At 44.9% G+C, this 13,445-nt stretch carries 12 protein-coding genes; 5 read left to right on the top strand and 7 right to left on the bottom strand.

Features of this window, described 5'->3' with window-relative positions; all coding sequences use genetic code 11:
- Positions 1–53 precede the first annotated feature (53 nt).
- The 5 genes from ACKPCT_RS03350 to ACKPCT_RS03330 all read left to right on the top strand — a co-directional run bounded on the left by ACKPCT_RS03350 (position 54) and on the right by ACKPCT_RS03330 (position 4,742).
- Positions 54–437, top strand: coding sequence for a DUF2147 domain-containing protein (locus ACKPCT_RS03350; protein ID WP_090074990.1), 384 nt, complete (start codon positions 54–56; stop codon positions 435–437).
- Positions 438–986: 549 nt separating this feature from the next.
- Entirely contained in the window at positions 987–2,819 is a 1,833-nt protein-coding gene (locus ACKPCT_RS03345) for a glycosyltransferase family 2 protein (RefSeq protein ID WP_319568404.1), read from the top strand.
- A gap of 14 nt (positions 2,820–2,833) precedes the next feature.
- On the top strand, positions 2,834–3,382 hold the full coding sequence (locus ACKPCT_RS03340) for a hypothetical protein (RefSeq protein WP_319568403.1): 549 nt from the start codon (positions 2,834–2,836) through the stop codon (positions 3,380–3,382).
- A gap of 45 nt (positions 3,383–3,427) precedes the next feature.
- Positions 3,428–4,018: a hypothetical protein gene (locus ACKPCT_RS03335; protein ID WP_319568402.1), complete on the top strand. Its 591-nt coding sequence runs from the start codon at positions 3,428–3,430 to the stop codon at positions 4,016–4,018.
- A gap of 1 nt (position 4,019) precedes the next feature.
- A complete protein-coding gene (locus ACKPCT_RS03330) occupies positions 4,020–4,742 on the top strand; it encodes a hypothetical protein (RefSeq protein WP_319568401.1) in 723 nt (240 codons plus the stop codon).
- A 466-nt stretch (positions 4,743–5,208) separates the two neighbouring features.
- On the opposite strand, the gene ACKPCT_RS03325 is transcribed toward ACKPCT_RS03330, so the two are convergent.
- From ACKPCT_RS03325 to ACKPCT_RS03295, 7 genes are all read right to left on the bottom strand, one after another.
- Entirely contained in the window at positions 5,209–7,443 is a 2,235-nt protein-coding gene (locus ACKPCT_RS03325; protein WP_319568400.1) for a tetratricopeptide repeat protein, read from the bottom strand.
- Positions 7,444–7,455: 12 nt separating this feature from the next.
- Positions 7,456–8,601, bottom strand: coding sequence for a hypothetical protein (locus ACKPCT_RS03320; protein ID WP_319568399.1), 1,146 nt, complete (start codon positions 8,599–8,601; stop codon positions 7,456–7,458).
- A 49-nt stretch (positions 8,602–8,650) separates the two neighbouring features.
- Positions 8,651–10,771 (bottom strand): glycosyltransferase, encoded by a 2,121-nt coding sequence (locus ACKPCT_RS03315; RefSeq protein WP_319568398.1) that lies wholly within the window; start codon positions 10,769–10,771, stop codon positions 8,651–8,653.
- A gap of 245 nt (positions 10,772–11,016) precedes the next feature.
- Complete coding sequence (locus tag ACKPCT_RS03310) at positions 11,017–11,841, bottom strand: sulfotransferase family 2 domain-containing protein (RefSeq protein ID WP_319568397.1); 825 nt, start codon at positions 11,839–11,841, stop codon at positions 11,017–11,019.
- Between the two features lie 358 nt (positions 11,842–12,199).
- Positions 12,200–12,502, bottom strand: a complete 303-nt coding sequence (locus ACKPCT_RS03305) for a hypothetical protein (protein ID WP_319568396.1) — start codon at positions 12,500–12,502, stop codon at positions 12,200–12,202.
- Positions 12,483–13,142 carry a hypothetical protein gene (locus ACKPCT_RS03300; protein WP_319568395.1) on the bottom strand — a complete coding sequence of 220 codons (660 nt, stop codon included), beginning with the start codon at positions 13,140–13,142 and terminating at the stop codon, positions 12,483–12,485. The genes ACKPCT_RS03305 and ACKPCT_RS03300 overlap by 20 nt, the downstream gene beginning before the upstream one ends.
- Positions 13,139–13,435, bottom strand: a complete 297-nt coding sequence (locus ACKPCT_RS03295) for a hypothetical protein (protein WP_319568394.1) — start codon at positions 13,433–13,435, stop codon at positions 13,139–13,141. The genes ACKPCT_RS03300 and ACKPCT_RS03295 overlap by 4 nt, the downstream gene beginning before the upstream one ends.
- Between the last annotated feature and the right edge of the window lie 10 nt (positions 13,436–13,445).

Below are 13,445 nucleotides of genomic sequence, written 5' to 3'. Positions count from 1 at the left end.
TATTTTTGTGGTATTCTCAAATCATCCAGCCCATCAATGAGAGAGCTGCCAAAATGAGATTGATCGCGACCATACTTGCCCTGTTTGTGTCGGCTCCAGCCCTGGCCGATCCGGTTTTCGGCGAATGGAAAACCCAGAGCAGCGCCATGGAGAAATATGCTGGCCATTATCTGCATGTGCGGTTTGAGCCCTGTGGCAGCAAGATTTGCGGCAAAATCACCAAAGTAGTCGGGATAGAGGCGGATATCATTGGCAAAGCCATCATATGGGACATGAATGCGTTAGAAGATGGCACCTATACCGGCGGCAAAATCTGGCCACCTGATCGTGGCGGCACCTATGCCTCCAAGATGAAACTGCAGGGCGACAAGCTCAAGGTCAGTGGCTGCCTCGTCGGCGGTCTTCTATGCGAAAGCCAGATCTGGTCTCGTTTGTAACGAACCACTATCAGCCGCCCCAAATCAAGCCTCTTATAGAAGCTCCATCATCTGGCCACACACCCCAACATTATTCTTTGTTGCAACATCTAGGCTGCCGCAACGGAGAAGTCAGCCGGTTTCGCATTCTAAACGGTGCGACTCACAACCTCATCAAGACCACAAGGCCCTCTCTGCAGTTTAAGTTGGAACAACATCGCCTGTTCGCTTGGCCAAGACATCAATACGAATAAATTCGTAGTCAATTATTACAATAAACCACATCCGCTCCCTCGAAAAAGGAGGTGGATTGGAATTTCTATTACTCAAATTTGTTCAAAAGTGGCGACAGCACATTGCATCCACCATTGCGCGTAGATATACAAAAAACACAACCTAAGGATTATTTTCTCAAAAATACAACCTAATACACCCCGCCCATGATGTCCTTTTACAAAGCTAGAGACTGAAATGCTGAGCACCGAAAATTCAACCGTCAAAGATTTATCAATTGCACTGACATCGTGGAGCCATGGATGCTCTGCCATCTCTAAGAAGTCAAAAATAACCTTGTCGGGATTAGACCACAGCAACACCGATAAAACGATTGACGATCTGTTCTTTGCAAATCTGCCAGGGCATGTGTCGCTATCGGAGAAGGCATCGAACGAACTGCAGGCCTATGAGGTGGTGGATTCCGGGACATTGCGTAACTCCTTTTACATCGCTCCTTTCCTGTCCCATACCGATATTCAGCGCTGCTTTTTGCGGATCAAGGTCACTGGGCGCTGCGTCGTGCAGCTTAGTAAATCCAGAGTGGGTGAAAAGGTGGGCGTAATTTGCGAAAAGCAACTGTCGCCTCCCAAAAACCATGACGAAAACACCCCCTATATCGCCGAAGTCCCCTTTGTTCTCGGCAAGGAAGTCGCGCGCAGCGCACGACTATTCTGGCGCCTCCGCGCTCTTGAAGACGGCGTTCAAATTCACGAGGTGTCTTGGTGCGCAACGGCCCCCAAAACCGTCGAAGGAAAAATGCTTGTTGCAATGCGCACATTCGGTCGCACAGCAGACATCATCAATCTGCTGGAAAGCTTTGCCACACATGCCGAGACGAATGAGCATTATGACCAGATGCTCAAAAACACATTCTTCTTCGTTCTTGATACAACCAACGGGGTCGATGAAACCTCTTACGAGCAGCTCTCGCAATATGCCAATCTCAACTATCAAGTTGTAAGAGGCGCCAATCTGGGCGGTGGCGGTAACATGAGTCAGCTCATGAGACTGGTCAATGAAGCGAGCGTAGACAGTAGCGTCGAGCCTCAGGAATTCCTCCTGCTCGATGACGACTTGAGCATTTCTCTCGAAGCCTTGTATCGCCATTGGGCCGCTACATTGTTCCGTACAGATACGACAATCTTCACCTTGCCGGTTTTCATGAAAACAGAACCGCGCAGGATGTGGGAAGATGGGGCCTTCTGGGGGCGCTTCATTGATAGCAAGCACGGTTCGGATCGCACCCATGTTGCCCCGCGCCTTCTGCGCCACGGGCTGGTTTTCAATATGTTCGACAATCTGGATTCTCTGGCCGAACCCAACTATCCCGAATATTGCACCTTCATCTTCTTCAGCTTGCCCTGGAAGCTCTTTCAAAGCATAGGCTACCCGCTGGCCATCTTCCTGCGGGGCGACGATATTGAGTATAGCTTGCGCAGCTATGCGATGACCGGTTCGAAAATCATGTCGAACCCCAATCTCCTAGCCTGGCATGAACCGGCCCATTCATATGCGCAGGAATATATGTCCATCTGCCATGGCGTCATCATCAATATGTGTTACGAGCAGGAAAAGCCGAACGCACTGGTCGAGTTCTTCCTCAATCAGGCACTGCGCCACGCCTCCATAAGGGATATCAACGCCCTCAAGCTCTATGTAGAAATTCTGCGTGACCTGATGTCAAAAACCGTCTTTCTGGAAAACGGCTTTGCCACGCACTACATCGCAAAACTCAAATTCTTCAAGAAGTTTGATACCGGCTTTCGCCAGCTCACCCATGAAATCATCAATGATTTGCGCGCTTCTCACAGTGACCAGATGGGCGTTCTCGCCGAGCATCCATTTCTCTATCCCAACATTGAGAACAGGACCAATATCCGGACGGTAATTCTGCATAACCCACACAGCAAAAGTTACTTCATCTACACGTTTGATGACATCGAGCGAACAAAGGAAGTATCGCAGATTCTGTCTGAGCTCTATGCGCTGATCAATGAATTCTCCAATCACTATGAAGAGCTGCGCCTTCACTATATCAGCCGCGTCAATCGATCCAGCACCGCTGAATTCTGGGACAAGGAACTGTCGATGCATGACACCACTGCCACGCTCGCCCACAACAATTGAGGAGATAGACTGCAATGCTCAATATTGGCGTCAAGAAAATCTTCAAAAGAGACACCACTCCCAATGTCAAGCTCATCCTCCCCGGAATGCAGCCGCATGTCATTGAACATGATGCATTCATTTCCATCGGACTGGGCTGCAAAAATCCAGATAATTACATTGATGGCGTGGTAGCAGAGCAGTCTCTCACCATCGTTCAAAAAGAGAATATCGCCCCCTACATGACAGGGCTGATCTGGAGACTGCGCTGGTTGGGAGACGGAACCTGGGCCTTACTCAATCAGGGGCTGGAGAACGCCGCGCTGACCAATCGCGCACCAGATATCGCTTTAGGCAGAATCTTCAGCAACTGGTCAACCAAGGATACCAGTTGGTTCATCTATTATGACGAAGAAAGCAGCGGCTATCTTCTGCGCAGCAAGCTGGGTGGATGGCTGACAATGGACGTGTCCGGAGCAGGCATACAGCTAAACAAGTTCAACGCCGAAAACATCGCCAGCCAATATGTCACCATCCAACATACCATCGACGGCGTAGGATCCTCCCTCGGCCCCGCTCACTAGCCCATAAACAATAATCGACTGATATCTCGAGGCGCATGAAAGCAAATGCAAGTCACGTTCAACGGGAATCTTTTTCCCGAAAGGTTCAATTGCCAGATTCTCTACCCCACTGAAATTGCCAAGTATTTTTTAAAAGAGAAGCAATATGATGATGTCGAAGAGATCTGCTACTACGCGCTCCTAGGAAATATGGCACACCCCCAACTTCGTCGCGAGCTATTTAACTACGCATTTTGTGCAAGCATTTTTGGGAAAGGAGAAATAAGTAGTTACTTAAAAAAAAGCACGGAAATGATAGCACAATATCATTCGTCTGAAATTATAGATGGAATCATAGATAACAGCATCGAGTTGAATGAAATCCCGGCTGATGAAGTTATAGACCTGTCATTCGATTATCTGAAGGTTTTTGGCGACAGGATCGGAAGTGGATTCTTGAAAGAAAATAATACAATAATCAATATTCACAGCAATAACGAGAATAACTGGGCATACAAAGACGGAATGCTGTTTTTCTTAAATGAAAATAATTCAACATCAAGCATATACCAAGAAAAAATTTCAATAAATGAAAAAATTTTTTATGCTGGTTTTTTCACCGAAACATACGTATGCCATATTTTAAAGAAGAAATAAAATGAAAGACCTTATCATTTTAGGATCCTCAAATTCTGAAATATACGATTATATATTCGGAAAAAATGACAAATATTTTCCATATTGGGCTTCTGGATGGACTGCCAGAGGGCTTTCGAGAGCAAGAACATTTGAATATATACTTCCTCTCGTCTCAAAGCTCCCTTTGAGTAGCAACATAATTCTTAACTACGGTGTATCAGACATTGATATCTCGACTGGTTTCAAAGCAAGCAAAGCAGGCTTTTACGACTTCCGCAGCTTTCTCGATGAAGCGGACGCAGGAATCTATTGTTTATACAAATTCCTAAAGGATTTTGGCTTTTCAAACGTGTTCGCATCGGTGCTATTTCCGCCAACATTGATGGGAGATAGCTTCTTTTACCCACGTTTTAATATCTACCCATTACCGGTAAGAGTACGAGCTCAGATGATGCTCGATCTTGCAGAAAAACTCGGTTGTAAAATGCCAGTCATCAGTACTCTTGACCAACTAAAACTCAATGACGAATTACCGGCACTACATCCTAAATTTTCAAGAGAAAACGTAGAAAACCACCCCGACTATATTGCTACTCAGGACATAGTTTGGGATGCCATCAAAAATATCGAAGGAATGCTTCCAAGGCGCCCGGAACGACTTACCGAACACTACCCTCATGAAGGATATCGTATCGATACACTAATGAAAGAACAGCGCCCACGCCCCAACACAACCAGATAGAACCTGCTTCCAGAGTGATCTGTCCTTCCCCCAATCTTAACTCTTCCACGCACTGATTGGCCAACAAAAGCCGATGTGGAAAAGCTGATTACGCTTTACATGAACAAGGAAGTCGTGGTAGCAGCCATCATCCAGTAAGTTGAAAAGGAATGTCAGCGGAACAGTGGATGACAAAAGACTAGAAACCAGTCATTTCTCACTGTGAAAACCGACAAATAAGATTTGCAATAACGCATTGAATATCTTATCTCTTTCAACACAGCGCCGGTATAGCTCAGTTGGTAGAGCACCTGATTTGTAATCACATAGAATCGATTTAAATTCAAACAGTTAACTGCCAACCGACACCAAACTCACGCCAGTCATTTCAAATACTTACAGTCTTATATGATAGCCGCTTTTCTAGCTCTTGATTCTGCCGGAGAATCTGAAAATTAACTCAATACAAGTTAATTATCCAACCAATTTAATCTTGCACAATCCGGTGGCTATCCCAAATCGCTGTCATCATATTTGCCAAATGCTCCGAGTGATTGTTACGACTCTCAGAATTGTTATCCTTCGCATCAAAAGCTTTCTTTGCATAGGTAACCGCATCTTCGAAATCGCGCAAGCTATAGGCCACTTCACTTGCTTGCCGATACGTTGAATTCCGGTGATCACCTAGAGCAATAGCCTTAACAATTTGCAACTTAGCTTTTTCAAGTTCGCCCATTTCTAACAAGATGTTCGCCTTCGTCAATCGAGCACTAGACCGATTTTCATCTTGGAATAACACTTCATCTATAGTCGTGAGTGCAGCCTCAAGATCTCCGCTCTCTTTCAATAATGTTGCGAGATGCACTAAGTGCTTTATTCGACTATCACCATTGTTATCATGTGCTTCAATGGCTTTCTTAGCATACATCTCAGCACATTCGTCGTCGTCTATTCTACGACACAACTCACTTGCTTTGTGATAGGTCGAAGGTCGCCGGTCACCAATGAAAATAGCTTTTTCAACTAGCCATAACGCATTCTCCTCCAAGGCTCCCATTTCTAACAAGATATTAGCCTTAGTTAGGTAAGCACTAGGCCGATTTTCATCTTGGAATAACACTTCATCAATAACCCTAAGAGCAGCCTCCAACTCGCCGCTCCCCTTTAATAAGATTGCAAGATGCTCTAAATGATTGAGACGGCTTGTGGCGTTATTGTCTTTAGCCTCAGTTGCCTTCTGCGCATACTCGACAGCATGCTCAAAATCGCCTAAGCGATTGCATATATTGCTAACGAGACGATAAGTTGAATGACGCTCATCACCAAGTTCAATAGCTTTCAACACCGAAACCTTGGCTTCTCCAAATTCCAGATTGGCCAATAAGATCCTGGCTTTTGTGGTGTAGGCTGTAAACCGACCAGAATCCTGAGACAAAACACCATCAATCTTCTCAAGAGCCCCCCCAAAATCACCTATCATCCTCAACATATCCGCCAAATGCTCTGAGTGATTGATGCGACTTTTGACGGTATTATCCTTTGCTACAACAGCTTTCCTCGCGTAGAGAACAGCTATTTCAAATTCCTTCAAGCGATTGCATATATTACTCGCTTGCCGGTATGTTGAATGACGCTCATCACCGAGTTCAATAGCTCGCAAAAATAAACCTTTCGCTGCTTCCACTTCTTTACTCGCAAATAGGATATTGGCCTTTATCGTGAGAGCAGTAAACCTCTCTGGGTTACGAGACAAAACGACGTCTATTATAGAAATAGCAGCATGTCGATCGCCTGCTAACCTCAACATATTTGCTAGATGTTCTGAATGGCTAATATGGCTAATGTCGATGTTGTCTTTTGCCCCAACAGCTTTTTCAGCGAAGGCAACAGCAGTCTCTAATTCGTTCAAGCGATGGCAAACATTACTAGCGTGGCGATACGTAGAATGACGTTCATCGCCAAGACTAATTGCCTTCAGAATTAAATTCTTGGCAAGTCTTGGTTTATTTCGCTTCAAAGCCTCGAAAGACAATGATTTGAGATAAGTTTTATTGACACTTTTATCAACACTAGGAACTGAACACTTCCCTTTTGCAAATGACAAAAGTAGTTCTTTCAGTTTGCCTCCATCATTGAAATAATATGTGGTCGGATGAGAACCAAATTTAATACTGTAGCCATAGACCTTAGCTTTATTGAAATTTCTTGAAATTAATTCAAAGTGCTTAGCATCGATATCAAGAGGGTCGTAAAAAACATGTATCTCTCCACTATATTTAATAGATTGCTCGATCTTATACTTCCACTTAATTCTTTTATCAAACAAGCTCCATCTCTTATCGAATGGCGCGCTTATAGTATATTGCGGACTTAGTGCAAGCACTGAATTGAAATTCAATAAATCAGCATAAAGAATAGCTCCAAACGCCCCCATAGAAGAACCGTAGCCTCTTATATCGGAGTAGTTTTCATCCAAATATTTTTTTAGTATTTCGATCCCAAAAGGAAAAATATTTTGGTGCCAATCATCACAGTTAGATTGAACACAAACTACATCAAATCCCTCCCGTAACAAAGGATCCGTTCCACCAATTTTAGTATTCAAAGACCTCCCGGCCCAGGACGAGAAAATTACAAAACAAGTTTTTGATCTACAATTATCGTTAGCAAAAAAAACTGTAATTGATGACTGACTATCCGAATGAAGAGAGAAAGTATCCATGACTAAATCCCTTTAAGCCCTTCTATCAAAGACAAAAGCCTCCATCTCAGAAACGTTCATGCTAATTACATCATCGGGCAGGAACAACAACAATCCGAATGTGTGGCTTACCCTGTCATCGGCAAGAATTGGAGAAAGATCGAGCATTACTATTTGTTCTTCGGGGTTCGTTTGCAAATTTAGAGGCTCGTGTAAGATGGTATCTTTCCATTCAAATTTCTCATCATATTCACGTAAAACCAACAACGCATTTGCATCTTTAAGATTTTTGGAGAAAAGCGTACTCCCTACCACCCTAACTATTGCCAATATACTGCCGGTATTTGTGACATCCCCAAATCTAAACTCGAAGTTTCGCCATTCAGCTTCTTGCATACTTTCAAAAGTAAATTCGAGCTCTGACGCGGTTCTGCGTACGTTGACAGAACGATCACTGGCCGTTTCAAAATCAACAAAAACCCCTTCAGAAATCATCTCATGATGAATAATTCGCTTCTCCACAACATCAGTTTCACCAGAAAGAATTGCATAGTTGTGTTTTACAAGACTGCCTTCTTTCTGGGCTGCTTCTCGCAATGTCATTAAATCTACAGCGTTGTAGATGACTTCCTGCCTATCGAGCCCTGAAATGCTATAGCCGTATAATTCGAGTTCAACATCCCGGGCCTCAACAAAAAAGATAACCACAGCCCGATCGATGGTTTCTAGGCCACTAGAGCGGATATCTGCTAACGAAATTGGAAAAGTCTGCCACACACGGTTGCGTTTGATTTCAATTTGAAGCGAACTAACATCTTCGCTTCTCCCATCCAGATAGAATAGCCGCAAATTTGCATGACAGCTCACTGATTGTGGACTTGCAATGTCAAGATAAGGCACCACTTGGCCAAGTTTTTCAATATCGGCGCAATTAATTGGGCATTCTATCGAATACCACCTCGCACCACCTAAAGAAAAAGGCTTCAGAACATAATGAGGAGACCCTACAATAGGGTTCACCGCGCTAAGTTCGACGCCGCCACCACTCGATGAATCGAAATTGATAAGAAGATTGTTATCAATCCTAAACGAACGATCATATTTTCTAGGAGTTCTGCAGATATCGGAAAACTCCGGAGCTTTAGGGTCGATTTGAAAGCTTCCTATAGATCTCAACATTGGCTCAATCTTTTTTGTCTGGTTGCGGATGGAAAACAGAACCTAATTACTATTTTCGGAAGGCGCTCTCTTTGCCTGCTACATGGTAAAAATTATTGGGACCATTTACGTTAAGGAAAGCAGCAATCTCAGCTCCCCAACGACCGTAAAGCTCGCGATGCTTTCTCGTAATCATTTCATAATTGATATCCCAAATCCCTCCGGTTGATCTAAAAATGGAATTCGGTCGGATTCGATATTGAAACAATGGTTCTGGTATCATAATGCCACGATGTCCTCCGGCCAGAAGTGATATAACACCGGCCCAGTCGTCCAAAAACATACGCAGATCGGGATCGTGCCAACCATCACGTTCAAACGCAGCGCGTTTATAAACGAGAGACTGGCAATTGGTCTGATTCATAATCAATTGAATGGGAGGTTCCGCATTCCAAGTTGCCCAGTGCCGGATACGACCATGTGTATTGTAGTCTTCAATCCAAGCTCCGCAGAAGGAAACGTTGTCGTATGTTTCAAGAACCCGAATTGCTTTTTCATAATAACAAGAACGGATGAGATCATCAGCATCCAACAAAGAAACGTAACGACCTTTTGATTCCCTGACACCTGTATTACGAGCGTTTGCCACTCCCCCATTAGGAATGGTAACAATGCGCAGTTGGCTTTCATCTAAACCATGATCTTGATTTAGCGTTTTAAGCTTAGAGACGGAGAAAGGATCCGTTGAACCATCATTGACTAAAACGATCTCGATATCTTTTAAAGTCGAATTCTTAACACTGTCCAGAGTTTCATCTATGAATGCCCCCATATTAAAATATGGGATTACGACAGAAAGCTCTGGCTGGCCATGTTCTCGGGCTTCCGCCTTAAAGACACAATCCGTTTCAGGAGGAGAAAGAAATGGGTAGGAGCGTGCTTCTGTCTCATCTCGAGATTTCCACTCTCGAACAATTTGCTCTTTCTTCGCAAAAAACTCGCCAACGTCACAAGCCTCGGCGATTTTAGCACGGGCATTACCGGACATATCTGCACGCTCTTCTGCAGAGAGTTCCATAGCTTGCTTAAGCACTTCTGCAAATTCGTTCGGATTTTGCACATCAGTCAGGAAGATTTCCCGTCCATGCTCGGCAATCTCTTTGATCCCCCCATTCTGCCCGGCGACACAAACAATTCCATCACTCATGGCTTCCAGCAAGCTGTAGGGAAAGTTATCAAATACAGATGGATGGACTTGTGCATATGCTGTCCGAGCGCTCTCCGCGATAACTTCACGCGGTTGCTTTCCCATAAGTTTAATCAAACCAAGATCAAAGTATTTTGCGTAGCGTTTTTTTAGGTATTTGGAGTAATCATCCCCTGTTGCTCCATGAATGGTGTCATCTCCGAAAATATGGAAGGGCACATCACAACCGCTATCCCAAAGAACCTTAAACGCCTTAATCGCATTTTCCGCACCCTTCCAATGCGTAAGACGTGACGCCATGTAAAAATGGTCACGCGTCACATCCGCATCTGGCATCGGTATGTTAGATATAGGATAAGGATTATGCACCACATGGTGTGGAGCGAGTTGTGCTCCGGTTACTGCAAGTTCGCGTTGAATAACTTCTAAGATAGCTTGCGAACAACCTATAACGATGTCCGCACCAGCAAGAGCCTGAAACTCCATTTGCCCACTCCAATAGTTTGGCAAAATGAAGTTTGGCATCAAGTTCCACATATCGATCAAATGCGTAGGAGTATGTGCAGTGACAAGAATGGGCACGTCTGCCAAAGAAGAGTTCAATGCTAGCTTTTGTTGAATCGTTAAAGCCCCAATACCAAAGCCATCACAAAATTCAACATAATCAGGTTTTTGAGCATCAATAGCACCAGTATTGATTTGCATCATAATCAGGTCAGCGAATCTCTCAAACATTCTGGATACACCGACCCAGTAACCGATATCTTTGGTTTCCGCAAAGCGAAGGGGGTTGAGAGTGATAAGCTGCACATTTTTATAAAGATATCGACGTGTCATAAGACCTGACTGTGATGTCGACAAACAAAAGACAATTAGGTCGTCATTCGGACGATCTGCATAGCCTTCCGTGATAATCCTCATATATGTGCTTAATCCCCCACCAAACTCTGGCGGGTACTCAAATGTAAAATACCATGCATTCATGACTTTTCTCAATGGCTACTACGAGGATTCGCTTATTAACTTACTCTCTTAGCTCATTTTGTACTCAAAAAAAAAACAAAAAATTTTTCATTCAAAACCAATCATGCAGCGAGTATTCTGAGATTACACCCAAATCAACTAATTACCAGTCGGGACGGATTAGGCATAAACTAAATCACCTCGATATCAACTAAGCACTTCCCTAGCCTAGATCAGCAATTGCTACAACGAACTATTGCATTCACTCAATCAACGAATGATGAGCTTAACAGCTTGTAATGACGGTTTGCAGCTTCATAAAGACGGACATCGATTTCATTTGCTTCGTAAAATGCTTTTATGCGATCTGGTGCGATATCCTTAATGGTCACTTTCTCGCCCAACATATTTCCAGACAGCGCATTCTCACGAACCATTGGTTTATAAGGTCCGTCGACAAAGCCTCGTTGTAATAATCGAGAATAAAGGTCGATATATTCAAGCGTCCCTATACCACAATAATACCGATTAAGAACCGTTCTTAACCGCCTAAGGTCATTGTTCTTACCACAAATCCACTCAGATTGAATATTTGGATTATTTATTTGACTTTCCAGATAAATTTCAACTGATGGAAATTGCTTATAAAATTCTTCTGCATTTGGGTGATGATCACTCCGGTGATAATTATAGGCTGAAATAAGGCGATCCATCGGCTCACGGATAATGGTTATCAGCAGAAGAGGAAAATTATACACTTCAGTATTAAAGAAAACTTCTTCGTACTTAATATGACCAGTAGTAAATCTTCTTATCCGCTCATTTTTTTCTCGTGCTTCATGCCAAGTTTTGCTTCCTGCATCCCAAGGCAGATGAAGATGGTCTTTGATTTGCGATTTAAAAACGTTTTGAAACGATATACCCGCCGTCTTAGGTATATGAATATGTACTATTCTATAAAATGAATTAGCATTTGGTGAGCCTAGACTAAAGTCGTGCAAACGCTGCAGGCATTCTTCGATCATCGTAATTTTTTTCTCATTTTTTGTGCAAGCCTTGCCAGCCAGCAAAGAGTTCTGATTGATTTCCATAAGATACAGTTTCGATGGGTTGCCTAGAAAATGTTTCTAAGAGGTGTTTTAAATAGAGCCAGTTAGGCAATTCATACTTCCCTTAAGGCGAAGCCCTACGCAACCTTTTCATCGAACCGAGATTTTGAAGCCTTATCCGACATAAATCAAGGACGATCCAGAAATTAGTCCGCTTTAAAGCTTAAAAACAAAGTAAAAAGCTTCAATTTAAAAGTTCCTGCTTTATTCGGCAGATAGGAGAAGATTTTCCACTAGAAAACATGGGGGGAAAGTAACAAACGACTATGTAGAGCAGCCATTACTGCGATCTGACAATTTACAAAAAAAGCCCGCCAGATTTCTCCAGCGGGCACCCATTCTATTTCCCTGCACCCTTGAAGCGCGTGAGTATCTGGCCGGGATCTTTGCTGATGCGCAATACCCATTTGACCAGATTGTTACCAGAGAGCGCCAACCCACCGGCTACCACATTCACCCACCCTGCCCCAAGCTCAAGATAGGCGAGCAGCGGATCCGTGCAGACAGCCGCCACAAACAGGCCAGAGCCGAAGGCAAGCAGGCGCTGCAGCTTGGAGAGGTCGGACGAAAAAAGGGCGCTCATCAAAGCGCCCGCAGCCATAGCCAAATATTTGCTTGAAAGGCTATCGAGAAATTCCTGCACGCTTGCCTCCCTCAATCGGAGCGCACCACCAGGCGTCCTTTGTGCCCCCCTCATAGGGCACCGCGAGATTTTCCCTGATCAGCCGGTCACCGAGTGATTCCATCTCGATGGTGCCACCATCGCCAACCACCGGATAGGAAAGCGTAGCCACCACCCGTTGAGCATATTTGCCTGCCTTCAGCCCGCGCAACACAACCCAATCGCCAGCATGCAACAAACCGCGCTGCTTGCTGATCTCGCCACTGTCACGCAGCACCTTGCATTTGGAGCGCTTGAGCTTGTCGGTTCCGGACACAAAGGCCGTGGCCGCACAACCAAGTCGGTTTTCCTGCAACTTGATCGCCTCGGGCACCTCCTGCCCCAGAGCCTTGTAGTGCATTGTGCAGCCGGAGCCGCTTTTTTCCGGCGTATCCACCCCGCTGATCCGCACCGAAATATTGCTGATGATCACATCCGGCCATGGCTCGGCATTGACCACGACTGTGTCGGCATCGATCACCCGCACCACCTCGGCTGGCACCTGCCACTTAGCCTTGAGCAATCGCTCACGATCCGCCTGTGTGGCCGCATTCACATAGCCCTGAAAACACAGCGCCGCCAAAGCAACGCCCAAGCACGCCAGTATGAGTTTACGCATCATTTTTCCTGCCTCATCAGTTGGCAAGCCGTCTGTCCGTCATTGATAGCACAGATCTGTTGCCGCAAGAGTTTCAAATCCGCCACACAAACGCGCAGCGCGCTGTCCGGCGATGTGGCCTGCAGCTCGCCGATCAGACGACCGACAAACCGCTTGTCATAGGTTTTGAGGATCGGCACCGGCCAGTTGGCCCAGTCGGTGCCAGATGCATCAGAAGAGGCAGAGAGGCTAGAGCCCCTCGTTGCGCAGCCGCTCAAGCAGGCCATCAGCACCGCCATCATTAGTGCCGATTTCATTGGCCCTGCC

Origin of the sequence: Cohaesibacter marisflavi, assembly GCF_963665895.2 — a bacterium.
Classification (GTDB): Bacteria; Pseudomonadota; Alphaproteobacteria; order Rhizobiales; family Cohaesibacteraceae; genus Cohaesibacter; species Cohaesibacter marisflavi.
This window is presented reverse-complemented; position numbering and strand designations above follow the sequence as displayed.

Coding starts and splice junctions, on each gene's coding strand:
- ACKPCT_RS03340 (WP_319568403.1), top strand. CDS start 2,834: ATGCTCAATATTGGCGTCAAGAAAATCTTCAAAAGAGACACCACTCCC.
- ACKPCT_RS03315 (WP_319568398.1), bottom strand. CDS start 10,771: ATGAATGCATGGTATTTTACATTTGAGTACCCGCCAGAGTTTGGTGGG.
- ACKPCT_RS03335 (WP_319568402.1), top strand. CDS start 3,428: ATGCAAGTCACGTTCAACGGGAATCTTTTTCCCGAAAGGTTCAATTGC.
- ACKPCT_RS03310 (WP_319568397.1), bottom strand. CDS start 11,841: ATGGAAATCAATCAGAACTCTTTGCTGGCTGGCAAGGCTTGCACAAAA.
- ACKPCT_RS03300 (WP_319568395.1), bottom strand. CDS start 13,142: ATGATGCGTAAACTCATACTGGCGTGCTTGGGCGTTGCTTTGGCGGCG.
- ACKPCT_RS03320 (WP_319568399.1), bottom strand. CDS start 8,601: ATGTTGAGATCTATAGGAAGCTTTCAAATCGACCCTAAAGCTCCGGAG.
- ACKPCT_RS03325 (WP_319568400.1), bottom strand. CDS start 7,443: ATGGATACTTTCTCTCTTCATTCGGATAGTCAGTCATCAATTACAGTT.
- ACKPCT_RS03295 (WP_319568394.1), bottom strand. CDS start 13,435: ATGAAATCGGCACTAATGATGGCGGTGCTGATGGCCTGCTTGAGCGGC.
- ACKPCT_RS03330 (WP_319568401.1), top strand. CDS start 4,020: ATGAAAGACCTTATCATTTTAGGATCCTCAAATTCTGAAATATACGAT.
- ACKPCT_RS03350 (WP_090074990.1), top strand. CDS start 54: ATGAGATTGATCGCGACCATACTTGCCCTGTTTGTGTCGGCTCCAGCC.